The sequence below is a fragment of the Brevibacillus sp. FW306-2-1A-C05A genome, assembly GCF_058781555.1.
Map to the genome: position 1 here is coordinate 35,222 of NZ_JBYSWV010000008.1, position 24,569 is coordinate 59,790.

General features: G+C 56.3%; 19 protein-coding genes. 6 read left to right on the plus strand and 13 right to left on the minus strand.

The window, feature by feature from the left end; translation table 11 throughout:
• Positions 1-15: 15 nt before the first annotated feature.
• The 6 genes from AC3WJN_RS08050 to AC3WJN_RS08075 all read right to left on the minus strand — a co-directional run bounded on the left by AC3WJN_RS08050 (position 16) and on the right by AC3WJN_RS08075 (position 7,467).
• Positions 16-1,800, minus strand: coding sequence for a S9 family peptidase (locus tag AC3WJN_RS08050; protein ID WP_492329241.1), 1,785 nt, complete (start codon positions 1,798-1,800; stop codon positions 16-18).
• Positions 1,801-1,919: 119 nt separating this feature from the next.
• A complete protein-coding gene (locus tag AC3WJN_RS08055) occupies positions 1,920-3,554 on the minus strand; it encodes a peptide ABC transporter substrate-binding protein (protein WP_005829540.1) in 1,635 nt (544 codons plus the stop codon).
• Positions 3,555-3,590: 36 nt separating this feature from the next.
• Entirely contained in the window at positions 3,591-4,538 is a 948-nt protein-coding gene (locus AC3WJN_RS08060) for an ABC transporter ATP-binding protein (RefSeq protein WP_007783650.1), read from the minus strand.
• Positions 4,539-5,558 carry an ABC transporter ATP-binding protein gene (locus AC3WJN_RS08065; RefSeq protein ID WP_005829535.1) on the minus strand — a complete coding sequence of 340 codons (1,020 nt, stop codon included), beginning with the start codon at positions 5,556-5,558 and terminating at the stop codon, positions 4,539-4,541.
• A gap of 28 nt (positions 5,559-5,586) precedes the next feature.
• On the minus strand, positions 5,587-6,531 hold the full coding sequence (locus tag AC3WJN_RS08070) for an ABC transporter permease (protein ID WP_005829533.1): 945 nt from the start codon (positions 6,529-6,531) through the stop codon (positions 5,587-5,589).
• A 3-nt stretch (positions 6,532-6,534) separates the two neighbouring features.
• On the minus strand, positions 6,535-7,467 hold the full coding sequence (locus AC3WJN_RS08075; RefSeq protein WP_005829531.1) for an ABC transporter permease: 933 nt from the start codon (positions 7,465-7,467) through the stop codon (positions 6,535-6,537).
• Positions 7,468-7,855: 388 nt separating this feature from the next.
• Here AC3WJN_RS08075 and AC3WJN_RS08080 point away from each other — a divergent pair, with 388 nt between their 5' ends.
• On the plus strand, positions 7,856-9,172 hold the full coding sequence (locus AC3WJN_RS08080; protein ID WP_007783597.1) for a helix-turn-helix domain-containing protein: 1,317 nt from the start codon (positions 7,856-7,858) through the stop codon (positions 9,170-9,172).
• Positions 9,173-9,376: 204 nt separating this feature from the next.
• Here AC3WJN_RS08080 and AC3WJN_RS08085 read toward each other — a convergent pair whose 3' ends face one another.
• The 3 genes from AC3WJN_RS08085 to AC3WJN_RS08095 all read right to left on the minus strand — a co-directional run bounded on the left by AC3WJN_RS08085 (position 9,377) and on the right by AC3WJN_RS08095 (position 13,765).
• A complete protein-coding gene (locus tag AC3WJN_RS08085) occupies positions 9,377-10,294 on the minus strand; it encodes a DMT family transporter (RefSeq protein ID WP_005829527.1) in 918 nt (305 codons plus the stop codon).
• A 104-nt stretch (positions 10,295-10,398) separates the two neighbouring features.
• Complete coding sequence (locus AC3WJN_RS08090) at positions 10,399-11,325, minus strand: MsnO8 family LLM class oxidoreductase (protein ID WP_005829526.1); 927 nt, start codon at positions 11,323-11,325, stop codon at positions 10,399-10,401.
• A gap of 298 nt (positions 11,326-11,623) precedes the next feature.
• The gene (locus tag AC3WJN_RS08095) at positions 11,624-13,765 is read right to left on the minus strand and encodes an acyltransferase family protein (RefSeq protein WP_005829525.1); all 2,142 of its coding nucleotides are present in this window, start codon (positions 13,763-13,765) and stop codon (positions 11,624-11,626) included.
• A 237-nt stretch (positions 13,766-14,002) separates the two neighbouring features.
• Between AC3WJN_RS08095 and AC3WJN_RS08100 the strand changes: the two genes are divergently transcribed.
• From AC3WJN_RS08100 to AC3WJN_RS08110, 3 genes are all read left to right on the plus strand, one after another.
• The gene (locus AC3WJN_RS08100; RefSeq protein ID WP_157179536.1) at positions 14,003-14,623 is read left to right on the plus strand and encodes a hypothetical protein; all 621 of its coding nucleotides are present in this window, start codon (positions 14,003-14,005) and stop codon (positions 14,621-14,623) included.
• Positions 14,624-15,001: 378 nt separating this feature from the next.
• Positions 15,002-15,409 (plus strand): hypothetical protein, encoded by a 408-nt coding sequence (locus AC3WJN_RS08105; protein WP_122953421.1) that lies wholly within the window; start codon positions 15,002-15,004, stop codon positions 15,407-15,409.
• A gap of 215 nt (positions 15,410-15,624) precedes the next feature.
• Complete coding sequence (locus AC3WJN_RS08110) at positions 15,625-17,247, plus strand: multicopper oxidase family protein (protein WP_492329242.1); 1,623 nt, start codon at positions 15,625-15,627, stop codon at positions 17,245-17,247.
• 203 nt (positions 17,248-17,450) lie between these two features.
• Here AC3WJN_RS08110 and AC3WJN_RS08115 read toward each other — a convergent pair whose 3' ends face one another.
• On the minus strand, positions 17,451-19,415 hold the full coding sequence (locus AC3WJN_RS08115; RefSeq protein ID WP_197186496.1) for an ATP-dependent DNA helicase: 1,965 nt from the start codon (positions 19,413-19,415) through the stop codon (positions 17,451-17,453).
• Positions 19,416-19,580: 165 nt separating this feature from the next.
• On the opposite strand from AC3WJN_RS08115, the gene AC3WJN_RS08120 reads away from it, so the two are divergent.
• A complete protein-coding gene (locus AC3WJN_RS08120; protein WP_005835290.1) occupies positions 19,581-19,940 on the plus strand; it encodes a Lin0512 family protein in 360 nt (119 codons plus the stop codon).
• Between the two features lie 54 nt (positions 19,941-19,994).
• On the opposite strand, the gene AC3WJN_RS08125 is transcribed toward AC3WJN_RS08120, so the two are convergent.
• Positions 19,995-20,309, minus strand: coding sequence for an MGMT family protein (locus tag AC3WJN_RS08125; protein WP_005835296.1), 315 nt, complete (start codon positions 20,307-20,309; stop codon positions 19,995-19,997).
• A gap of 115 nt (positions 20,310-20,424) precedes the next feature.
• Positions 20,425-22,224 (minus strand): oligoendopeptidase F, encoded by a 1,800-nt coding sequence (pepF, locus tag AC3WJN_RS08130; protein ID WP_007783585.1) that lies wholly within the window; start codon positions 22,222-22,224, stop codon positions 20,425-20,427.
• 237 nt (positions 22,225-22,461) lie between these two features.
• Here pepF and AC3WJN_RS08135 point away from each other — a divergent pair, with 237 nt between their 5' ends.
• Positions 22,462-23,688 (plus strand): aminopeptidase, encoded by a 1,227-nt coding sequence (locus AC3WJN_RS08135; RefSeq protein WP_005835300.1) that lies wholly within the window; start codon positions 22,462-22,464, stop codon positions 23,686-23,688.
• 84 nt (positions 23,689-23,772) lie between these two features.
• Here AC3WJN_RS08135 and cdaS read toward each other — a convergent pair whose 3' ends face one another.
• Positions 23,773-24,384 (minus strand): sporulation-specific diadenylate cyclase CdaS, encoded by a 612-nt coding sequence (gene cdaS, locus AC3WJN_RS08140; RefSeq protein WP_005835302.1) that lies wholly within the window; start codon positions 24,382-24,384, stop codon positions 23,773-23,775.
• Positions 24,385-24,569: the final 185 nt, after the last annotated feature.

The window sequence follows — 24,569 nt, forward strand, 5'->3', positions numbered from 1 at the left end:
GCCCCTCACTCCTTTTCACTTATGGGAAGGCTGTAGATGCTGCAAGAAAAACTGCGTAATGCTCTGGTTCAGCGTGATGTGGTTGGCGAGCTTTTCCGTGAAATGACCCTCGTCCTCGAAGACGTGCAGCGAAACCTGCTGCCCTCTGGCCTGCATATCCGCCACAAGCTGTTCTGCCTCGCTGACGGGTACGCGGGTGTCGTTGCGCCCGTGGAAGACGAGCAACGGCGCCTTGATCTTGGCGGAGTGATTCAGCGGCGCGATCTCTTCGAAGAAATCGTCGTCCTCGCCCAAATATCCGTACTCGACCTCGCGCAGCTTTCTCCGCCATTCCCCGGTGTTTTCCAGGAACGTGCGGAAGTGCGAAATGCCGACGATATCCACTCCGGCAGCCCACAGGTCGGGGTAATGGGTCAGAGCGGCCAGCACCATGAAGCCTCCGTAGCTGCGGCCCATGATACCGATTGCTTGCGGGTCGACCGTGTCTTTTTGCGACAGGTCTTTGACCAGCCAGGCGAGATCGGCGACAGAGTCCATCCGTTTGCGGCGATCGTCGAGCTGCACGTACTCCCGGCCGTAGCCCATGCTGCCGCGCACATTCGGAGCCACGACGGTGAAGCCTTGATTGGCCAAATATTGAAAAACCGGATGATACTCGGCGCGAATCTGGCTCTCCGGCCCGCCGTGGACGTAGACGACGACAGGGCTTTTGCCCGTTTTTTCCTTGCTGTACAGGAAGTACGGAACTTCCAGGCCGTCGAACGAACGGAACGTACACAGCTTTGGCTCGACCAGCTTGTCCTGGATCGTCCGCGCCACGCCGATGCTCGTCACGCGCGCGCTTGTTTTTTCGCGGAGCGAGTACGTCCATATATCGCCGGGCAAGGTCGGGCTTTTCAGCGCAAAGGCAAGCTGCTCATCCGCCCGGAAAGCCAATCCGGCAATTACTCCGCCAGGCACGTTTTCCGCCAACTCCCAGCGCTCTTCGGCCAGCGAGTAAACGCCCAAAACGGAACGCCCGCCCTGATTGACGGTAAAAGCAAGCAAATCCTCGTCGGGCGAGAGCTTCGCTTCCTCGATATCCCACTTCGCGATGTGAACGAGCTTCACAAGCTCTGCATCTGCCAGCGAAAAGCGGCAAAGCGCCATCGTATTGTCGTCGCGGTCTGTGACGATGTAGCCGTGCTCGCCGTCCTTCGTCAATTGCAGCGACTGGAAGCGCGCCTGCTTGCTGCAAATCGGCAGCTTCTTCGCCTCTCTGCTCTTTAGATCGAGCAGGTAGAGCGCGTTGTCGATATTCGTTTCCTGCACGGTAAAAATCAGGCCGTTGCCATTCGGCAGCCAGGCGATCGGGTCGCAGCGCCCGTCAAAGCGATACACCTCTTCATAGACACCGCTGTCCACGTCTTGCACGTACAGGTCGAAGCAGCGCGGATGCCTGCGGTTGCTCGACCAGGCGATCTTTTTGCTGCAAGGCGACCAGCCACCGAAGTAGTGGAAACATTGCGGCGCATCCGTGAGCGGCTTGACGGCAGCCCCTTTGTCCGTCAACAAAAAAAACTGCTGCCGTTCGTCGCCTTTGTTGTCCATGCCTACGACGGTTTTCGTCCCGCACGGCGAATGCCCGAAATCGACCACTCTGTCAGGCAAAAAGCTCACCTGGCGCGCGCTCTGGCTCCCTTCGTCCCAGCGCCACAACTGGGCGATGCCTGTCAGCTTGGTCAAAAAGGTCAGCTCGTCTGTCTGCGGCACCACTTTCAACTGATAGGCGGACTTCACTTGCAAATAGTCCATAATCAAGGTTCAATCACCCTTTCCTCGTAAGTTGCGTGTGTATGTAGGTGGATCTTCGCTGACGAATCGTTGCGTGGGGATGACCGTGTAGAAAAGGGAAAAAAGAGGAGAGACTCCTCTTTTTTCTATTTTTTCGTTGCCCAACGCGCACTTGGGAAAGCGTTGACCGGATATGTCAAACCTTCCAAGTTTGGTTTAACCAAATAGTTTTGCTGATAGTGGTAAATCGGAATGAACGGCATGTCATCCATCAGGACCGCTTCGGCTTTATGCAGCAATTCCATCCGTTTGTTCGGATCTTGCTCGACTTTTGCCGCCATGTTGAGTTGATCGTACTCCTTGTTCACCCAGCCAGTGCGGTTGTTCGGGCTGTCGCCCAAATAGTAGTCGAGGTTAAACGCCGGGTCGCTGATTTGGCCTACCCAACCCATACGAGCCATTTGATAGTTCTTTTGTTTCGTCGTGTCGAGGTACACTTTCCACTCTTGGTTCATCATCTTCACTTCTACGCCCAGGTTTTTCTTCAACATTTCCTGAATCGCCTGCGCTACTTTTTTGTGGCTCTCATCTGTGTTGTACATGAGCGTTACTTCAGGCAGAGTAGACCAGCCCTCTTCCTGCATGCCCTCTGCGAGCAGCTTTTTCGCTTCTGCCACGTCTTCTTTGAAGTAGTCGCCGCCTTCTTCGCGGAAGTCTTTGCCTGTCGGCGTGATCGCTCCGCGCGGTACCATCGAGTAAGCTGGCGTTTCTCCGCCCTGGCTGACCATTTCGGTCAACGCTTTGCGGTCGATTGCCATTGCGAAAGCACGGCGGACCTTTTTGTTGGTGAACGGCTCTTTCGTTACGTTGAACATGTACATGTACGTGCCGTAGTATGGAACGGATTTGTAGTCAGGGCTTGATTTTTCCTGGGCGAGAATGTCAGAAGGCATCTCTTTGTTGAAATCAAGCTCGCCGCTTTTGTACATCTGGTAGGACGTCGTGGCATCGTTCACCATTTTCCAGGTGATCTTCTCCATTTTTACGTCGTCCTTGTTCCAGTAATGCTCGTTCTTTTCAATGACCAGCTCGGAGTCATGCTTCCAGGAAACGAGCTTGTACGCGCCGTTGGAAATGTACGTTTCCGCATCGGCTGCCCATTTTGGATTGGCTTCGGCCAGCTTTTTGTTGATCGGATGCCAGTAGCGGGTTGCGAGCATTTTGTCGAAGTAGGAAGTTGGCGCTACCAGCTCGATTTCCAGCGTTTTTTCGTCTACAGCCTTGATGCCGACGTCTTCTGCTTTTCCAGTCCCTTTGTTGTAAGCCTCTGCTCCTTTAATGTAGTAGAGCAGATAGGCAGTCGTGGAAGCAGTCGCCGGATCAATGTGCTTCATGAACGTATAGGCGAAATCTTCTGCCGTCACCGGCTCGCCGTTCGACCACTTCGCATCGTCACGCAAAATGAACGTGTACTTCAACTTGTCGTCGGACAGCTTCACTTCTTTTGCTGCGCCCAGGATCGGATTGCCCTCTTTGTCCTTGGTGTACAGCCCTTCGCCCAGATGATCCATAATCCAGAACGAGGTCGTATCTGTGGAGGTGAGCGGGTTCAAGTCAGGCGGTTCTGACTTGGCGTTGAACACGACTTCTTGTTTGACCGCAGCAGTTGGAGCACCTGTAGCGGCACCTCCGTTGGTTGCTGTCCCGCCGCTGCCGCCGCAGCCAGCAAGCGCTGGCACCACGAGCGACAGAGACAGGGCAAAAGCAGCTAGTTTCTTCACAATGGTTCCCCCTGTATAAAAAGATGTAAAATCGTACTACCGATACAAATGGCAGGCGACCCAATGGTTGGGCGCCGCCTCGATCCACTCCGGCACCTCTTGTGCGCATTGCTCGGTTGCTTTCGGGCAGCGCGTCCGGAAGACGCAGCCGCTCGGAGCATTGGCAGGGCTCGGCAAATCCCCCTGCAAAATGATGCGCTCCCGCTTGATCGTCGGGTCGGGAATCGGGATCGATGACAACAAGGCTTGCGTATATGGATGCAATGGTTTGGCGTAAAGCTCGAAGCTCTCGGCCATTTCCACCATTTTCCCTAAGTACATGACGCCAATTTTCGTCGAGATATGCTTGACCATCGACAGATCGTGGGCGATGAACAGGTAGGTCAGCCCTTTGTCCTGCTGCAAATCTTCCAGCAGATTGACGACCTGCGCCTGGATCGACACATCGAGCGCAGAAATCGGCTCGTCGGCGATGATAAATTCCGGCTCGACCGCCAGTGCCCGCGCGATGCCGATCCGTTGCCGCTGACCGCCGGAAAACTCATGCGGAAACCGGCTGGCGTGCTGCTTGGAGAGACCGACCAGCTCCAGCAGCTCCTTGACCCGATCGGCGCGCGCCCCGCGCGACAAGCCGTGGATGTCCAAGCCTTCTGCGATAATATCCATGACCGTCATGCGCGGATTGAGACTGGCCTGCGGGTCCTGGAAGATCATCTGCACATCGCGGTTGAACTGCGCCGAGTCTTTTCCTTTTAATTGGTGTACATTTTTGCCCTTGAACAAAACTTCGCCGTCTGTCCGGTCGTACAGGCGAATCATCGTCCTGCCGAGCGTCGACTTTCCGCAGCCGCTTTCCCCTACCAGCCCGAGCGTCTCTCCCCGCTTGATCGAAAACGTGACCCCATCTACCGCCTTGAGCTGGATGCCGTTGCCGATCTCGAAATGTTTCTTCAAATTTTTTACTTCCAGCAATGACTCACTCATCTACGTCTGCCTCCCTGCTGCTACGAGCTCATCCAGCTTGGGCGCCCGAGGATCATGCAACCAGCATGCTGCCTGGTGTGCATTTTCAAACACGCTAGCCTCTGGCATCTGCTGCTCGCATATTTCCATCGCAAACTGGCAGCGCGGGGCAAACGGGCAGCCTTTTGGCGGATGGAACAAGTCTGGCGGCGCGCCTTCGATCGGCACGAGCCGTTCTTTTTCCTCGCCATCAATACGCGGCAGCGAGCGCATCAGCCCCCATGTGTACGGGTGCTTCGGATTGGCGAAAATGTCCTCGACCTTGCCCGTCTCGACGACGATCCCTGCGTACATGACGACAGCGCGGTGCGCGATCTCCGCTACGACCCCCAGATCGTGCGTAATCATCACGATAGAAAGCTGCTGCTTGGCTTGCAGTTCGCGCAGCAAATCGAGAATTTGCGCCTGAATCGTCACGTCGAGCGCCGTAGTCGGCTCGTCGGCGATCACCAGCTTCGGATTGTTGGCCAGCGCGATGGCGATGACGACGCGCTGGCGCATGCCGCCGGAAAATTCGTGCGGGTATTGATCGACCCGTTTTTCCGGATCGGGAATGCCGACCAGCCGCAGCATTTCCATGGCCTTTTGCCGCGCTTCTTCCTTCGTCACCTGCTGAGAGCGCACGAAGCCTTCCACGATCTGGGCTCCTACCTTCATCGTCGGGTTCAGTGCGGTCATCGGGTCTTGGAACACCATCCCGATTTCGGCGCCGCGCAAGGCGAGCAACTCTTTTTTGCTCAGGCTCGTGATGTCTTTTCCGGCAAAGCGGATGCGCCCGTCGACGATCCGTCCCGGCGGATTCGGGATCAAGCCCATGATCGCCTGGGCGGTCACGCTCTTTCCGCAGCCGCTCTCTCCGACTACAGCGACGGTTTCGCCGCGGTCGACGTGAAACGTGACGCCGCGCACCGCCTGTACTTCTCCCCCGTATGTCTTGAAATGTACCCGGAGGTTTTCTACTTGCAGCAATTGCTCTGTCATGCCCGGTTCCTCCTATCCTTGGGCGCGGTTACTCACGAATCCGCGGGTCGAGTGCGTCCTGCAAGCCATCGCCGAAAACGTTGAAGGCGAACATCGTCAGCGAGATCATCAAAGCCGGGAAGAACAGCCTCCACCAGTCTCCGGTCAAAATCACGCCCAGCGCATCGTTCGTCATCGTCCCCCAGCTAGCGATGGGAGCTTGTACCCCCAAGCCGAGAAAGCTCAGGAACGATTCGGCAAAAATCGCCGACGGAATGGTGAACGTCAGGTTGACGATAATGACGCCAATCGTGTTCGGAATCAGGTGGCGCAGCAGGATGCGCGGAAATTTTGCCCCGAGCACCTGGGCCGCCATAATGAACTCCTGGTTTTTCAACTGCAAAATCTGCCCGCGCACGAGCCGGGCCATCCCGGTCCAACCAGTTGCCGACAAGGCGATGATAATCGTCAAAATTCCCGGCTCCATGACGACCATCAGCATGATGACGACCAGCAAGTACGGCAAGCCGTACAGCACCTCGATCAGACGCATGATGATCGTGTCGATGCGGTCGCCGCGTTTTCCCCGGCCCGCCATGTATCCGGCAATCCCTCCGATCGTGACCCCGATCACGAGGTCGATCAGCGCCGCTGTGACGCCGATGATGAGCGAGATTCGCGCTCCGTACCAGGTGCGGGAAAACATGTCCCGTCCAAGCTCGTCCGTCCCGAACCAATGCTCGGCGGATATTTCCTGATTCGCGGTCAAAAGGCTCTGGTCCGAGTAGCTGTACGGCACCAGATGCGGCCCGACGATGGCCATGACCACCATCAGCACGATGAGCGTAAAGCCTACCATCGCGAGCTTGTTGCGGACGAGCTTGCGCGTCACCTGTTGAAAATGGGTCAGGCTCGGCCGCATCTGGACAGCTTGCCCATCTGTTTTTTGTGCTCTTGGTCGAAACAGCTCATTCGCTGCTTGTTCTGCCGCCATTGGCTACCTCCCCCTGCTCGACAATTTGATGCGCGGATCAATGAACATGTACGCCAGGTCAATCAAGAAAATAATCAGCACGAGAATCGCGCTGTAAAACACCGTTGTTCCCAAAATGACCGGATAATCCCGGTTGAAAATACCGTCCACGAAATATTTCCCGATACCCGGCACCGCGAAAATTTTCTCGACGACGAACGTTCCGGTCAAAAGCCCGGCCACCAGCGGACCGAGGAACGTGACGACCGGCAAAATCGCGTTGCGAATGCCGTGGCGGACTACAATCAGAAAAGTCGGAATCCCTTTTGCCTCCGCTGTCCGTATGTAGTTCTGGTTCATGACTTCGATCATGCTCGTCCGCATGTAGCGCGTGATGATCGCGAGCGGCCCGAAGGCAAGTGCCAGGGAAGGCAACACGGAATGCTTCCAGCTTGCGAGCGTCGCGACCGGGAACAGTGGCCACTTGATCGCCAGATAGTTAATCAACAGCGGCGCCATGATGAAGCTCGGTACCGCAATCCCCAGGACGGCCATGACCATCGCCGCATAATCAATCCATGTATTTCGGTTTAATGCCGCAATTATTCCGAATATCAGTCCAAAAAAAAGCGCAATGACGATTGCCTGCATCCCGATCAGGGCCGACGCCCCGAACCCGTCTTTAATCATATCGTTGACCCCGCGTGTCTCTGATTTGATCGAAGGGCCCAGGTCCAGCATCGCCAAGCTTTTCAGATAAGACAAATACTGCATCGGCAGCGGCTCATCCAGATGGTACTTGGCGCGCAAGTTGAGCAAAATTTGCTCCGGGAGCTGATCGGATTCCGAGGCGAACGGATCGCCCGGGATCATGTGCATTAAGGAAAACGTCAGCGTAACGATAATCCACAGCGTGACGACCATCATCAAAATTCGTTTTAACAAGTAACGCGCCATTTTCTTCTTATTCCCCCTATCCAGGCTTGCAAAAAACGTGCTTCTCTCTCGTTCGGCCCCCTTTAACGGAAATTAACCTAAAACATTCCTTAAATCAACAATATAGTGATATCTTTATTTAATGTCAATTCTGATTTTTTGTTTTACTCATAATTTTTTTCATCGGTTGCAACTCGCCTGTTCTAATAGTAAACTACGCTAATACGGAATTTTTCCCTAAAACATCCCTTAAACGCCTTTTGCTCACGTGCTGGATTTCCTTTGCTTGGGCTGGGTATTTATGGCATTGGCATCAAGAATATAACGATACGATAATGCCGAAAAGAGGATCGATCCACTTCGTGACGAATAGGTTATCCCGTACTTTACCGTTTAGTTGGAGGACATGATGATTATAAGAGTCGGCTTAGTAGGTCCGAAAGATTCCGTGGAATTGATGAAAAAGGTGGGACGAGAGTTCGCAGACCGCCTCGTCCTGATTCCGTTTGTTTACCAGCGCGCGGAGGAAGCGGCTACGATCGTGGTAGAAAACGAGCCGGAGGTAGATATCTGGTTTTTCTCCGGGATTGGCCCCTACTCGATGGCGAAGCAGCATTTGCACAAGCAAAAAGCTTTTTATCCGCAAATCAACGCCAGTGTGCTGACGAAGGTGCTCCTGGAATTGGTGTACCGCGACGGGCTATCGCTGGATCGCGTCAGCTTCGATACCGTATCAGAAATGCATTTTCGCGAAACGCTGGAGGAGCTTGGGCTGACGTGCGAGCAGCCGTATCTCAATCCGTACCAGGAGTTCCGGCTCACCAACCACCTCGTCGCCTATCACACGGCTCTCGTCCGGGAAGGAAAAGTAGACGCCTGCGTCACCGGGATGCTGTCCGTGACCGAAGAACTGCAGCGCCAAGGGATCAAGGTGTACCGGATGGGCTTCACCCGTCTGACGTTCCGCGAAATTTTCAAGCAAATTTTGCAGGAGGGCGAGACGCTGCACTTCAAACGGTCGCAAATCGCCGTGCAACTGCTGGAAGTATCCGATATGGACAAGCTCGCCAATGAACCTGCAAACGCTTACGATTTGCGCCGCCTCGACCTCAAGCTGCAGGAGATCGTGCTCGACTACACCGAATCCATCTCGGGAAGCTTCGTCTCGTTGGGCAACTACAAGTTCATTTTGTTTTCTACACGCGGCTCGTTCGAAGACAACCCGGCGTTCCATCCGACGTGCCTGCTGGAAAAAATCATGCTGCTCACCAACTCGACAGCCAATATGGGCATCGGCTTTGGCGTCACCGCGCTGGCGGCCGAACGCAACGCGCAGCTCGCGCTCGTCCACGCCAAAAAGCACGGAAACGCCGCGATTCTCGTCGATCACGACGGCTCCATCGAAGGCCCCTTGCGCCAGGCCAAAAGCATCAGCTACGAGTACTGGACAGAGGACAAGGAGATCAGCGAAGGACTGAAAAAGGCCGGGGTCAGCATTACGACCTTGAACAAAATCATTTCGGTGCAAAAGGCGTTGGGGCAAAATTACATCAGCGCGGCGGAAATGGCCGAATGGATGGGCATGACGCCGCGCAATGCCAGACGGATTTTGAGCGATCTGGCGGAGCACAACGTCATCGAGCAGATCGGCGAGGAAACCCCGACCAATCGCGGACGCCCGCGCAAAATTTACCGCGTTCTCCCCGCTTTATCGGACAGCCCGTAAGTACAATCGTCCGCATGCCCGATTAGAAAACTTGGCCGCGCCGCCAACGGCTTGGCGCAGCCTTAGTTGCACGAATGCTCGATAACCAGCTTATCCATTGTTATCTGTACAGTACAAAAAACCAGTCTGAGACACGGTGCGCGTTTGAAGCGATGCCGTGGCGGACTGGTTTTTTGCCGTTTGGTTTTTGGCTTTTGTATGGTTCTAAACGTTGCAGCGATTCGGACGATCGGCGAGCCTTTGCGCCGCCGCCTGCGCGGACCGCTTCGAGCGCACGCTGGCGACGACGACGCCTGCGACGATCAAAAGAGAGCCGCCCGCCTGGATCGCGGTCACCTGCGAGCCAAGCAGCAAAAAGCCGACGAGCATCGCCACGAACGGCTGCAAGTTGAGAAAAATCGCCGCCTTCCCTGTCCCGACAATTTTCAACTGCGAATTCCAGACGATCCCGCAAACGCCTTGCATGAGAATCGCGGTGACGATCAGCATGCCCCACGCCCACGCTTCATGGCTGATGTGCGCCGTGGAATCGAGCGTCAGCATCGCCGCAGGCGTCAAAAACAGCGTCCCGACCGTCGTCGAATACACCGTCGTAATGAACGGCTGCATCGTCTGCGTCAGCTTGCGAATGATAATCATCGACGCCGAGAACGTCACCATCGCAATCACGATCAACAGCACGCCTTTGGAGATGGAGAGGCCCGCTCCAATCCCCACGACGAAAAAAGTGCCGAGCAAGGCGATGCCCGAACCGATTTTCATGCGCAGCGTAAACTGCTCCTTCAAAAACAGCGAGGCCAGAACGGCTGTCACAATCGGCGCCAGCGACAGGATCAGCGAGGCGGTCGTGGCGTCTGTCGTCAGCAGGCCGTTGAAATACGCCGTCTGATTGGCCAGGGTGCCGATGAGTCCGAGCAAGACGAGCAGCCCCAGCTCGCGCAGCGTAATTTTCACGAATTTTTTCGTCAGCCAGGCGTACAAAATCAAAAACAGCGACGTGAAAATCAGCCGGACATCGGCGAGAAACAGCGGAGGAAACTCTTTGACCAGCATGCTTCCGAACACAAAGTTGCTTCCCCACAGCGTCACACAAAAAAGCAGCAGCAAGTATGAACGAATCATCGTTTTTTCCTTCTTTCACCCGTTACATGATGGAATCCCGTATGCAATCGTACATGAGAAGGCCAAAAAAGTCCATGTGCAGATGAGCCATACTCTGCCCCAATTTATGTCTGGCGGCAAGCCGGGGAACCAAGGTTAAAGACGGAGTGGGCAATCAGCTCGTAGGAGCGCAGCCGTTTGGCGTAATCCGGAATGTCGGTGATGACCATGATTTCCGCTGCTTGATAGCGCTCTGCCAGTTCTTGCAGCTTTTCCCGGACAAAAAGCGGATCGCCCGCGATCGGCGGCCTGCGGAACGCGGCGCTGCTCGCTTGCGCACAGGCGCTCGCCTCCTCCATCGTCTCGGCGCAAATGACGCCGACGGCAACGATGACCTCCGGCTTTGGCTGCCGGACGGACGGCTTGTAGTCTCGCTTGTACGCGGCAATGACGTCCTCCCCTTCCGCTTCGCTCATAAACAGGCCGAACGCGTAGCCTGCCCCGTTTGCCGCGGCGTAGCCCGCGCTTTTTTGATTGGTCCCGAGCAACCATAGCTGCGGCGGCTGTGGCGGGAGCGGTCGGGCGAGGACAGGCTCGCCCTCGACGGTGAACGCGTGGCCCAGCAAGGCAGCCAGTTGCGCGACAAGCTCCGGCATCCGGCCAACCTGCTGCAAAAAATGGTCGTTCAACGCCATCGTCGCATGCGCAGAGCCTCCCGGCGCGCGGCCGACGCCAAGATCGATTCGCCCAGGGTACAAGGTCGAAAGCAGATGAAAAGCTTCGGCCACTTTGTACGGCTTGTAATGCGGCAGCAGCACCGCTCCCGACCCAATCCGGATGCTGCTCGTCTGTGCCCCGATATGCGCGAGCAAAACTTCCGGCGCAGACGAAGCCAATCCGGGCATGTCGTGATGCTCGGACACCCAGTAACGGCAGTAGCCGAGCGCTTCAGCGGTTTGGGCCAGCAGCACTGATTGCCGCAGGGCAACAGCCGGATCGACTCCCCCGTAGATGGGCGACAAATCCAGCACGCTTAGTTTTTCTAAAGTCATATGTGCATTCCACCTAACTGCCTTGTTCTTTTGCCAGGCGCCTCTATGTTTTGGCAGCAAAGTCGATGGGACTGCTTGCCGCCTATGACGTTCCAGCGATCGGGCCTGTCTTGTTCACTATAGCGCTATCCGGTGCGATTCCACAACGATCCAGATGGCAACTGTTTCGACAAATGCGGCGTCCGGCTGTTTGCCTGCCAGTCTGGATGCTGACGTGAATACTACTACTAGCAACTCTCACAACATAAAAACAGGCCAGCCCCCTTTCGGCAGACTGGCCTGTTTTGTGCGATTCCGTTTATGGCTGCGCTTCTTCCGCTTCCTGCGGTTCTTTTTGCGCATGCTCCTGCTTGTTGTCCTCCTGAGCCGCTGGCTGTTGCTGTTGCGGCTTTTCCTCATTTGGCTTCGGTGCTTGCGCCTCGCTCTCCTTGTCCGCTTCGGTCGGAGCGAGCGCGCTGGCTACGAGCAGCGCGTACGCCCGTGCGCCCTCGGAGTTGAGATGCACGCCGTCCTTGTAAAAGTACGAGTTTTTCCCGGCGCTGGCCGCATGCCAGTCGATCAGCTTGACGTTCGGATGGGTTGCCTCCACATCTGCCAAAGTCTGGTTGACAACGCTTTCCCAAGGCTTCGGAACCCGCGTGTTGATGACGATAATTTGCTCCACGCCATTCAATGCCTTTAGCAGCTTATCCAGTTGGCCTTTGCTGAAGGAGCCATTCGTCCCCAGCTCGATGATGACGCGATTGCCGAGCCGCCCTTGCGCTTTCAAGGCGGCAATCGTGTCAGGCGCTTGCGACATTTGCCGACCGACCTTGCCGTCAATTACGATCCCGGGCAAAAGCTTTTCCAGATACGGCTCCACGTCGAGCATGACCGAGTCGCCGATGGCAGTAATTCCTTTGCCGGATTGGACAGCGACGGCTGGCGCATCCGAAGCTTTCGGCTGTTTGGAATCGGCGGAATTGTCCTGATTTTGCGCGGGCTTGGTGCTGTCCGCAGCAGGCTTGGTTGCGTTTGGCTTTGTTTCGTTTTTCGGCTTTGCCGCCGTCTGGCTATCTGGCTTCGGTGCCGGGTCCGGCTTCTTCACAACGGCTGGCACTTCCGGGCCGTACGGTTTTCCGGCGCGCTCGGCAGCCTGTTCCTTTTGTCCCGCAGCGTCTGCGGCGGAGGCCGACTCCACCGGCTTTGGCTGCGGGGAGCTGTTGCCAGCGGTAGCGCCGGAAGTCAAGGTCGCGACTCCAAAGTAAATGACGCACAGCGCGAAGGCGCATCCTGTGGCGAGGATGCGGGTAGAACGCTTGGAAGCCCCCCGCTTTTTGCCCGAGCCGACGTTCGCCCACAGTCTGCCCAGCGCGCCGTGGCGAATCGGTTCCTCGACGTATTTCCAGGACAAGGCGGCCAGCACGATGCAAGCGACAAGTTGCAGAGCGGCGCGCACGACCGCGATCACGCCTCCGTCCTCCATACCAGTCGGACTCGTGAGCACGATTACGGGATAATGCCACAAATAAATGCCGTACGAGCGCACGCCGAGCCATTTGAGCGGCTTGCAGCCCATCACCTTCGCCAGAGCGCTTGCCGGATGGGCGAGGACAGCTACCAAAAGCGCGCTTACAAGCGACAGCAGCACCAGCCCGCCCTGATACAAAAAGTCATCGTACTGGTTCGTTTTCCAGATCGACAGAAGCAAAATCGCGAGACTCGCGGCTCCGACCACGTCCAGCGTCAGACGCGCCTTGCCGGAGATGTTCGTGGTCAGCTTGCGACTCGGCCACATCATGGCCAGAGCAGCACCGATCAAAAGGGCGAACACCCGTGTATCGGTTCCGTAGTAAATCCGGCTCGGGTCTTCTCCCGGCACATACAGCACGACCATCAGGATTGCCGAGAGTGCAGCCAGGCCGAGCGTCAGCATCACGAGCGGGCCGCGGCGTTTGACCACGGACAGCCCGAGCGCGACCAGGAGAGGCCAGATCAAGTAAAACTGCTCCTCTACAGCCAACGACCAGAGGTGACCGAGCGGCGAAGGCGGGCCAAACTTTTCAAAATACGATACTTCGGAAAAGACCAGCCACCAGTTGCTGACGTAAAAAACAGCCGCCCACACATCCCCGCGCAAGCGTCCCATTTGCTCCGGGACAAACAGCGCGACGCTCATCACGACGACGACCATCAGCAGCAACAGTGCCGGCAACAGCCGTCTGGCCCTGCGCAGCCAGAAGTCTTTCATATCCAATCGCCCGTGCCTGCTCCACTGGGCAATCAGCAAATCAGTAATCAGGTAACCCGAGAGGACGAAAAAGATCCCGACTCCGAGCAGTCCTCCCGGCGCCCAATTGTAATTCAAGTGATAAATAATGACTGCGAGTACCGCCAGTGCCCTCAGCCCGTCGATTCCGGGCATGTAACGGCTGTTGGAAGCCTTGATCGGTTCAGGCATGGTGGCGGCCTCCTCTGCTGTTTGTTTGGCGAGTCCGTACTTCCACTTGCTTGTGCGTCAGATCCTTGCCATTCGAAAAAACCATTGCTTTGTTCTTGCTTACCGTGCTCGCCATGCAGCTCATCTGCACTCTCCCCTTTTAATTCCGTTCTGTTTCGTTATTAGTTGACGGGGGCAGTCATTACACATCGGGAATTGCGTGCTATATGAATGCAAAAACCCCAGGTTTCTTAAAGGTTGGCTGAAGAAAACGGGGGTTGGTCTCGTTCATTATCTGCAATGGAAAATGAATCCTCCAATCATCATTGCCCGTATTCAGGATGTGGTGCCCTACGTACTTTCCGTAATGTGTGCGCCTTCTTCTTATGTATGGCTGTTTCCCCTCTTTCCTTCCTGATTTTTGTGCGCAAACCAGACTTTCCCAACGATGTGGACGAAGCCTTCGCTGCATCGGTGCCGACCGGATTTTTGCAAGAAAATCTGATCGGCCCAAATCAGTTGCCCGGTCACCTTTTTCATGCCTTCTGCTTTGTGCCCGGCAACCTCTTGTATCCTGATTATAAGACGCACAAAGACAAAAACGCGTTACAAATTGTTTACATTCCCTGCCGATTTTTTCCGGGAAATCACAGGCGCCAAAAGCTGCGGCAAAAGACAGGGAGCAGCGCTTCTGTTTTCAGCCAAATGGCCTGGTTTTATGCGCATTTTTCCGGGCGGCATGCCTCTTTTTTCCGGGCCGGACAGACGCAAAAAGCTGACGGCGCGTTTCCACCGTCAGCTCCACTATGTACTGCTATCGAATCAGGATGTCCGATACACATCAGGCCCGCATGGGATGTTTTGTCCAGATCATTCTGATCCGGTATAGGTGCAACCAGGATTCGTCCATGGCTTGGCAGAGCCACGGTTTCGAAAATTAAATGTGATGAGTAAACAAATAGTTCAGGAATAGTCCCCCGCTGATGACCGCGATGACCATACAGACGATGCCGCTTTTCACCCGCTGGGATACAAGACGCATAAAGCCAATACAGAAGAAAGCGCCGGTCACCAAAAAATAGGAGATTCCGATCCAAAACAAATTCCAAGGTAAGCTTGCAAAATCCACGTTACCCAAAAGTGAACACCATCCCTGTCCCAATCTACTTTCATTTTTGCATGGAGGATACTCCATTATAGCATTTTTCACGCTCTCTTCGCCGGTTTCGCTCAGATCGTAACAGAAGTGTCATACATTTGCAAAAGCAAGCCTTGTTTTTCCGGCTCTGTTTTCTCGGCTTCGCCGTCGGGGTTTTTGGCGCGGGACGGATGGCGCTGTGCCTGGGCTTGGCTGCTGCGTGCTGGTCAAGACTGCTTACGAGCGGCATGAGCTGCCTGCACCATGGCTCGCTTGCCGCGATGCCGCTGTCCTTTTTCGCCTGGTCGCTGTTCATGGCGCGGGACGGTTGGCGCTGTGCCGGGGCTTGGCTGCTGCGTGCTGGTCAGACTGCTTACGAGCGGCATGAGCTGCCTGCACCATGGCTCACTTGCCGGGATGCCGCTGTCTTTTTTCGCCTGATCGCTGTTCATGGCCTGGGACGGCCAAAACGCGACGCGCAAAAGCACGCGCTGGCGAGCGCCGATTCAAACAGGCGCGGCGACTGACCGTTGGACTGGCCGTTGGGCGGCGCCTTGGTATTTTGGTATTTTGGCATTTTGACGCTTTTGTGATTTGGTGATTTGACGCTTTGCCACTTTCCCGCTTTTCCCGCCGCAGAAAAAGCCGCTTTTTTTCCTCCCCGTCCCTCGCGCCTTCATGGTTTCTCCACATTCCTTTGCTACGCTTTTTTCGAAAGTGCGCAAAGGAGGACGCCAGAATCATGAACAAATCATCGTTACGAAGCACAGCCTTCCCGCTTTTGCTGGGCGGTCTGCTGCTTCTGTCCGCCTGCTCGACCGAGCAAGCGACGACCGCGGGCCACGCCGGGCACGACATGGGAGCCGACCAAAGCGCGACGCAGCAACCGGCTGCTCCCTCCCAACCGATGACTGCGTCAGGCGACAATGCCATGGAGGTGCTGACGGGCAATACGTTCACCCTCACGGCAAAAGAGAGCATGCTGCACCTCGACGACCAGACGATGAAAACAGCCTGGACCTACAACGGAACCGTCCCTGGACCGCAGCTTCGCGTCAAGCAGGGCGAGACGATTTCCGTCACCTTGAAAAATGAACTGCCGGAGCCGGTGACGATCCACTGGCACGGGCTGCCTGTGCCAAACAACATGGACGGCATCCCCGGTGTCACGCAAAATGCGGTGAAGCCAAACGAAAGCTTCACCTACCGCTTCAAGGTCGACGTGGCGGGAACGTACTGGTACCACTCGCATCAAAACAGCTCCAGGCAGGTCGACAAAGGGCTGTACGGCTCGCTCGTCGTCGAGCCGAAAACGCCGGAGCCAGCAGACAAAGACGTCACGCTCGTCCTCGACGAATGGATGCAGGACGACAGCATGGCCGAAATGCACGGTGGCGGCGGCTCGATGGCAGGCATGAACCACGGTGCTGACCACGCCGCTCCCGCCACCTCTGCTGCGAGCGGCCACGACATGGCGAACATGAGCGACGCGAAAATGATGCCGCTCATGTACACGATCTTTTCCGTCAACGGGAAGACGGGACCTGCCATCGCTCCGCTGCGCGTGAAGGAAGGCGAAAAAGTCCGCATCCGCCTCATCAATGCCGGGTATTTGTCGCACAAGCTGAACCTGCAAGGACATGCGTTCCAAATCGTTTCCACGGACGGGCAGCCGCTGCACAATCCGCCGCTCACGAGCGGACAGTTGCTCAACATCGCCCCCGGCGAGCGCTACGATCTCGAATTTGTAGCGAACAACCCGGGAACATGGCTGCTGGAGGAGCGAAGCGACAACCCTGGCGCCAAATCGCTTGCCGTGCCTATCGTCTACGAAGGCTACGAAGCGGCGCAGGCCAAACCGGAGTCGGGTCAACTCCCGGTCATTGATCTCACCCGATACGGCGAAGCGGCCCAAAGCAGCTTTTCGCTGGAACAGCCGTACGATATCACATACCGAATGGACTTGAACACCGACTCGCGCGACGGGCAGATGGTGTTTACGATCAACGGCCAAACGTTCCCGAACGTCCCTCCGCTGGATGTAAAAAAAGGCGACCGGGTCAAGGTGACCATCGTCAACAACTCGCCGGAGGACGTCCACCCGATGCATTTGCACGGACACTTCTTCCAGGTGCTGAGCAAAAACGGCCAGCCCGTGTCCGGCTCGCCGCTGGTCAAGGACACCTTGAATGTGCTGCCAGGCGAGTCCTACGTCGTCGCCTTTGCGGCTGACAATCCCGGCGAGTGGATGTTCCACTGCCACGACCTGGGGCATGCGGCCAAAGGGATGGTGTCCGAGGTCAAATACACGGGCTTCCAGCGGGACTTCGTCGTCGATCCGACCGTCGGCAACATGCCGGAGTAACAACATTCGCGCTTGCACCCGCTAAGGCAAAAACGAAAACCGCTACGCACAAAAAAAGCAGGACGCCATCCATCTGGCTCCTGCCTTTTTGCTTTTTGGAACAGAAACGACGGAAGCGCCGTTTCTTCGCAAAGCGCCGCACGTGCGCCCTGCTGGACTTTTGCACCTAGCCAAAAGCGGTCTTGCCCAAAGCTTGAGCTTGCTTACACAACCTCGCTCGCAAGCGTCTCGCGCCATCGCACGCCTGCGGGAAAGACGCTCTGCACGTGCTTTCGCAACTGTTCGTCTCTCCACAACTCCGGGCTCAGTATGGAGACGATGCCTCTGTCCTCGCGGGTGCGAATCAGGCGGCCAATCCCTTGGCGCAGTCGCAGCAACATGTACGGCAGGTCGACCTCTTCCATCGGCGACGCTGCGCTTTTTCGCTTGGCGGCAAACACCGGATCGTTCGGCGGAAACGGCAGCGACCAGATGATGACGTTCGAGAGAGACGGCCCCGGCACATCCAGCCCTTCCCATAGCGAGACGGCGCACAGGATGCTTTCCTCGTCGTTTTGAAAACAGGAGATCAGGTGGCTGATTTCCGCGTCGCCTTCGTACAAAAAGCGCATCGAGGCACACGCAGGGTACGCTTCCGCCGCGTTTTTGAACTCCCGCATTTCTTCCAGGGAGGAAAACAAAAGCAGCGCGCGTCCCCCGGTTTTTTGCAGCAAGGCGACAGCCAGCTCCATTTTTTCGGCGAACGGCTGCGTACAGGACAGCGGCGGAACGAAAGCTTCCATCTGCTCCGCGTAGTCGTACGGGGAAGCGACGGAAAACGACAAGTAGTCTTCAATGCCCAGGCTGTCCGCGATGTAGGCAAACGAATTTTCTACCGACAAAGTCGCAGACGAGAAAACGATCGGCATGTTTTGCGAGAAAACGCGCTCCCGGAGCACTTCCTGCACCATTTTGGGCATGACGACCAAGGTCGGGCCTGTCCACTCTTCGCTCATCCAGGAAATGACGTGATCGGGCCGCTGGAACAGGCCGAGAGCGAGCTGCATCATTTCCAGATGCTCCTCGACGATCCGCAACTGAAAGTCGTCCAGCGTGTACAGGCCGCTCTCCAGCGCCAGCTCCTCTTCAATCGAGCCAATCAGGCTCGTAAAGCGGTGAATGGCTGCAATCAGTTCGGGATGAAACACGATTTCCTTGCGCGCGGAGCCCGCGACTGGCTTGCTCTCGGCGTTCAAGCGCGAAAACAGTTCCTCGCTCTGGATGATCGCTTCTTCGATGGCGACGGCCAGCGACTCCCTGATCTCTCCTTGCAGCAGCCGCGTAATGATCTCTTCAAAAACGGCGTGGTTCAGCTTGTAGGTCAACGCCTTTTGCGCGGCAGGCTCCAGCAAATGCCCTTCGTCAAAAATGACAGAGCTGTGGCTCGGCAAAAGCGGAAGCTGTCCGCCCCGCTTTCTCGCCTCGTACGTCCAGACGTGCTCCATGTAAAAATCATGCGAACAGATGATGAGATCGGCAGACTTGCGGTAGTGGTCGCGCGACAGCGTCTGTCCGCACCGATGCTGCCTGTCGCAGACAAAGCAGTCCTGGAACGCATCCCAGTTCATCTTCGCCCACTGCTGGTCGTTCAATGCCGCGTAAGCGCTGCGGTCCCCGTACGGATAAAACGACTGGAGCGCTTCGTGCGTGTGCACAAAAGACGGCAGCCCCTCGTAAATTTCCTGGAAAACTTCATCGCCATCCAGTTGGTGACGGGCCTCGTCCAGCTTCCGCAAGCAAATATACTGGTCCGGCGATTTTCCCAGTCGCGCGTCAATCGTCAGGTTGAGGTGCCTGGCCAGCTTGGCGATGTCCCCTTCCGGCTTCACGAGCTGCTCGATCAGCGACTCGTTGGCACAGGCGATGATCGCCGGCTTTCTCGTATAGCGGGCATAGCAGACCGCGTACAGCAGGTAGGCGAGCGTTTTGCCCGTCCCGACTCCCGCCTCGGCGAAAATCGTCCGCTTTTCCTGGAAGGCCCGTTCAAGCTGAAACGCCATGTAGATTTGCTCATCGCGGACCTCGAAGCCCGCCTCTGGCAACGTATCGTAAAAAACGTCCGCTACCCAGTCGCTCACCTGCGGGATGAACGGCTGGGCCGGATCGTGGGCAAAAGGATACCGTTCCACTTCAGACCTGCCTCCATTATGGTAAAAGAATCATCGAGCAATGATGCCAAAGTGTAATGATGACATGACTTGTGGAGAAACACAAGACGTCAGGAGCGAAAAAATCGCGATTCGTGGTAAGATGAAAGAGGAACACCGAAGGAAAATGTAGGAGTGAATGCGACAATGGACAAGGTCATGTTTATCGAAATCGGAATGGGGATTGATCTCCACGGGCAAAACGTCACGAAAGCAGCCGTTCGCGCTGTCCAAAACGCGATCCATCACAATTCAATGCCAGGGCTGCGCTCCGTGCTGCCCGGAAACGATATTCACAATATGAAGGTCAACGTCCGCCTCGCTGTGCCAGCCGACCGCGACAAGCTCGATCTGGACACCGTGCGCGCCGAATTGCCGTACGGAGAAGTGTCGTTTGAGGTCGTGGACGGCGGCATGCTGACGTCAAGCGGCGTCGTGATCGCGGAAAAGGATGACAAGAACGATCTGGCTTACGTCGTCATTGCCTCTGTGGAAGTAGGCTACTAGGCTAGGCCGAGCCGGATTGGGCTGGGCTGGGCGACACGAAGGCGGTCAAGCTGCCTAAAGCGAATCGGGATGGTGCTGATAGCGTTCGAGGTCAATCTCCCCTGCCTCGGAGACTGCTACGCCTTCGCCTTCCAGCAGCATTTTTTGCAAATTCATGGAATCGCGGTCCTGCAATCCGATTTTGCCTTTGGCATTGATGACCCGATGCCACGGAAGCTTGTATTTTTGCGACATGGAGTGGAGAATCCGCACAATTTGTCTGGCTCCGCGCGGACTTCCCGCCAAGGCGGCGATCTGTCCGTACGTCATGACGCTACCCGGCGGGATGCTGGCGATGATTTTTACGGCTCGCTCTGTAAATTCGGTCATTTCCTGCGCTCCTATCTTTCTTGTAAAAAGATGACGTTGAAAAAGGCTTGTGACGGTTTCGCCATCACAAGCCTTTTTTCCTGTTTGCCTGCGCGAACGGCTGGCCCGGCTACAACTAGAACAGCCTTTCCAGTTCGTCTACCAGGCTGCCCACGTAGGCGACAGCGTCGCGGATCGGCTGCGGCTGGGACATGTCCACTCCCGCCTTTTGCATCAGTTCAAGCGGCTTCAAGGTGCCGCCCGCCTTCAATACTTCCAGCCAGCGATCGACGGCTGGCTGTCCTTCCTCTTTGATGCTCGCTGCCATCGCGGTGGAAGCGGTCAAGCCCGCCGCGTACGTGTACGGGTACAGCCCCATGTAGTAGTGCGGCTGGCGCATCCACGTCAAGCTGGCTGCCTCGTCAAGCTCCACGGCGTCTCCCCAGAACTCCGCCAACACTTGCCCTTTCCATTCCGACAGCTTTTTTGCCGTCAGCGGCACGTCGTTTTGCGCCGCCTCGTACACTTTGCGCTGCATGCGGCCTTCCAGCAGGTGCGTCACGAAGTTGTGGTAGTACGTATTCATCAGTTGCAAAATCACCCAGCGCTTGAGGCGCGGATCGTCGGACTGCGCCATGATGTGCTGCCCCAGAAGCAGCTCGTTGATCGTCGACGGCGCTTCGATAAAGTACAAGGACGGACGCGAATTGGTATAGCTTTGCTCGCGGGTCGCCAGCGTGAAATGGCCGCAGTGCCCCAGCTCGTGAGCCAGCGTAAAGGCGCTGCGCATGTTGCCCGACCACGTAATGAGGATGTAGGAGTGGTTGCCGTACGGTGTCGTGCAAAACGCTCCTGTCGATTTGCCCACGTTGTCCACGTAGTCGATCCAGCGTTCGTTCAACGCCTTTTCCATGATTGCGGAGTATTCCGGTCCCATTACTTGCAAAGCAGACTGAATCAGGCGGCCCGCTTCCTCAATCGTAATCGGCGGGCTGAATTCCGGATCAAGCGGCGCCTTCAGGTCGCAGAATTTCAGCTTTTCAAGCCCCAGCTCGCGCGCCTTCAGCTTGGCGTAGCGGCGCATGTGCGGCGCCAGCTCTGTGCCGATGATATCGAGAATGTTGTGGTACATGTCCAGTGTTACTTGCTGCGTGTGCAAGAGCATGTCAGTCACTGTCTCGAAGCCGCGCAGCCTGGACAGCACGGTTTGCTTTTTCACCTCAGTGGCGTACACAGCGGCAAACGAGTTTTGGTAGGCAGCAAGCGTGTTTGAAAACGATTCGTAGGCAGCCCGGCGCAGCGTCGTGTCCGCAGACATTTCGTAGTCGGCTTCAAACAGGGCAAAAGACACCGGGCGCTCTGCTCCGGCCCCGTCCTGCACGGGCGCAAATGACATATCGGACAGCTTCCCGCGCTGGTAGATCGTGTACGGAGCGCCGAATACTTCGCCGAGTGCGGCAAGCGACGCTTCGGTTTCCGCAGACAGCCGATACGACTTGGTTTCCAGCAGATCGAAAAGGCTTTTGCGGAAAGGCGCAAGACCCGGCTCTTCTTGCAGGAACTTCTCGATCGTGCCGTCCGGCAAGGCCAAAATTTCCGACGGCACAAACGATAGCTCTGCGTTCAGCCTGGAGACGACGTCCCCGACACGCGCGGAATTTGCCTGATTTTGCGGATTGGTTCCGTCCTCGGATGAGCGCAGACGGGCATAGGTAGCCGCAAGATTGGCGCGAACCTCGATCGCTTCTTTTGCTTCCAGGCAGGCCAGCAATGTTTCTGCGCCTGTGTGCAGTTGCCCTTTGAAAGCCGTTACGGCCGGCAGTTGGCTGATAATCTCGTCCAGCTCCTGCTCCCACGCTGCTTGACTGGCAAATAAGTCATCCAGGTTCCATGTATATTCCACGGCTACCTGGTCACGCGTCTGTCTCGTCTTCACTGTGTCTGCCTCCTTATGATTCCTACAATAAAATGTTTTCTATTATTCAAGTTTGATTCTCGTTTGAATTTTCCTCCCATTCCAAAAAATAAATAAACGAAAAATGTCGCGAAAACTTCCGTAATCTGTCTGTTTCTGCGCTTTCCAAGGAAATTTTTTCAAAATGACTAGCGAGCAACTCCCGTTGTGCAGGTATAATAGAGAGGTGCTGAACGCAAGTGAAAAGGAGGCTTTCCTATGTCTTTCGAGCTTTTGTTTGACCGCTATGCCGATCTCGCTGTAAAAGTCGGCGTCAATGTACAGCCGATGCAAACACTGGTTGTGACTGCTCCGCTCTCCGCTGCTCCGTTCGTGCGCAAGGTGGCGCGCAAAGCGTATGAAGCAGGAGCCAAACACGTACATATCGACTGGACCGATGACGAGCTGACCCGCATGAAATACGACCTCGCGCCGGATGAAGCTTTTGCCGATTATCCGCAGTGGAAGGCAAAAGGGCTGGAGGAGATGGCCGAAAACGGAGCGGCGTTTTTGTACATCAACTCGACCAACCCGGATTTGCTCAAAGGTGTCAAGCTGGAGCGAATCGCGACTGCGAACAAGGCAGCGGGACAAGCGTTGCGGACGTTCCGCAACTACACCATGTCGGACAAGGTAAGCTGGAGCGTGATTGCTGTCCCGTCGCCGGAATGGGCGGCCATGGTGTTTCCTGACTTGCCCGCCGACGAACAGGTGCCTGCCCTGTGGGACGCGATTTTCCGGGCGACGCGCGTGGACACGGACGATCCTGTTCAGGCGTGGCACGAGCATCATGCCACGCTGAACAGCAAAGTAGAGCAACTGAACGCCAAGCAGTACCGCTACCTCCACTACGAGGCGCCGGGCACGCAATTGACCATTGAGCTGCCTGACCGTCACATCTGGATCGGCGGCGGGAGCGTGAACGAAAAAGGCGCGGCGTTCATGGCGAACATGCCGACTGAGGAAGTGTTCACCGCGCCGAAAAAAGACGGCGTAAACGGAACCGTCCGCAGCACGAAGCCTTTGAGCTATCACGGCAATGTGATTGAAAATTTCACCTTGACGTTCGAGCAGGGCAAAATCGTCTCGGTCAGCGCGGAAAAGGGCGAAGAAGCTTTGAAGCAACTCGTTGCGACCGATGAAGGCTCGCACTATCTCGGCGAAGTCGCGCTTGTGCCGCACCAGTCTCCGATCTCGTTGTCCAACATCATTTTTTACAACACGCTGTTTGACGAAAACGCCTCGAATCACCTCGCGATCGGCAGCGCCTACTCGGTCAACATCGAAGGCGGCGCAGCGATGAGCCAGGAAGAGCTGGCAGCCCGCGGCATCAATACGAGCCTGGTGCACGTCGACTTCATGATCGGCTCCGCAGAGATGAACATCGACGGCGAGACAGCGGACGGCGTGCGTGAGCCGCTGTTCCGCAACGGCAACTGGGCGTAAGCCAAATGAGCCGAACGGCACGCTTTCAGCCAACCAAAAAGAGGATCAGGCCCTGTCGGGAGCCATGATCCTCTTTTTGGTTGCCTACGCAGGCGTGATGATCGGATACAGCCTGCCTTGCATGGCAAAGGACGCCTTTCCCGTCTCCTCGGAGACGACGATCACCAGCGCGTCGCTCTGCTCGCTCAGGCCCAGGGCGGCGCGGTGCCGTGTCCCGAGCTTTTTTTCGCCGACGGCAATGTGCGACAACGGCAGGACGTTCGCCGCAGAAACGATCTGATTGTCCCGCACGTACACCGCCCCATCGTGCAGCGGACTGCCCGGAAAAAAGATCGACTCCAGGAGCGAATAGCTCAAAACAGCCCCGATGGGAATGCCCGCCTGCAAATGCTCGGCCAGGGAGTCGTCGCGCTCGATGACGATCAGGGCCCCTTGGCGTTTTTCGGCCAAATGCTGCACGGCAATCGTCAAGTCTATGTATTTTTCCGTGTACGGCGCGAGATAGCATTGCAAGTAAAACGAGGCAGCCACTGTCTCCAGCCGGCTAAATCTGCTGCGTATATGGTCGAACGTACCGAGCAAGCAGCCTTCCTCTTGGTCGAGGGCGAGCAGACTTTGCTCCATCGCCTGGGAAATGCTGAGCAGCTCTTGCTTCAGCTCGGCTTTCAAGGAAGATGAATCGCAGTTTACGTGCACGCAGGAAACCTCTCCCTCCTGTGTTCTCGACTACCCGACTGCTCCTTGCCTTGATTGTTCCCCATCCCGTGCGCTTTCATCCTGCTATCCTCTCGCGAAAGAGCCTGGCGCGCCTCGTCGCAAAAGAAAGCGGGTCAGATGGAGGAAAGCGCCCTTTTTCCCAGAAAAACAGGCGGATTACCCTT

Bases quoted from the DNA above. Each gene is read 5' to 3' on its own strand.
- AC3WJN_RS08060 (WP_007783650.1), bottom strand. From the start codon at position 4,538: ATGAGTGAGTCATTGCTGGAAGTAAAAAATTTGAAGAAACATTTCGAG.
- AC3WJN_RS08095 (WP_005829525.1), bottom strand. From the start codon at position 13,765: ATGCCTGAACCGATCAAGGCTTCCAACAGCCGTTACATGCCCGGAATC.
- AC3WJN_RS08125 (WP_005835296.1), bottom strand. From the start codon at position 20,309: ATGACCGAATTTACAGAGCGAGCCGTAAAAATCATCGCCAGCATCCCG.
- AC3WJN_RS08075 (WP_005829531.1), bottom strand. From the start codon at position 7,467: ATGGCGCGTTACTTGTTAAAACGAATTTTGATGATGGTCGTCACGCTG.
- AC3WJN_RS08080 (WP_007783597.1), top strand. From the start codon at position 7,856: ATGATTATAAGAGTCGGCTTAGTAGGTCCGAAAGATTCCGTGGAATTG.
- AC3WJN_RS08135 (WP_005835300.1), top strand. From the start codon at position 22,462: ATGTCTTTCGAGCTTTTGTTTGACCGCTATGCCGATCTCGCTGTAAAA.
- AC3WJN_RS08085 (WP_005829527.1), bottom strand. From the start codon at position 10,294: ATGATTCGTTCATACTTGCTGCTGCTTTTTTGTGTGACGCTGTGGGGA.
- AC3WJN_RS08120 (WP_005835290.1), top strand. From the start codon at position 19,581: ATGGACAAGGTCATGTTTATCGAAATCGGAATGGGGATTGATCTCCAC.
- AC3WJN_RS08070 (WP_005829533.1), bottom strand. From the start codon at position 6,531: ATGGCGGCAGAACAAGCAGCGAATGAGCTGTTTCGACCAAGAGCACAA.
- AC3WJN_RS08090 (WP_005829526.1), bottom strand. From the start codon at position 11,325: ATGACTTTAGAAAAACTAAGCGTGCTGGATTTGTCGCCCATCTACGGG.
- AC3WJN_RS08110 (WP_492329242.1), top strand. From the start codon at position 15,625: ATGAACAAATCATCGTTACGAAGCACAGCCTTCCCGCTTTTGCTGGGC.
- AC3WJN_RS08065 (WP_005829535.1), bottom strand. From the start codon at position 5,558: ATGACAGAGCAATTGCTGCAAGTAGAAAACCTCCGGGTACATTTCAAG.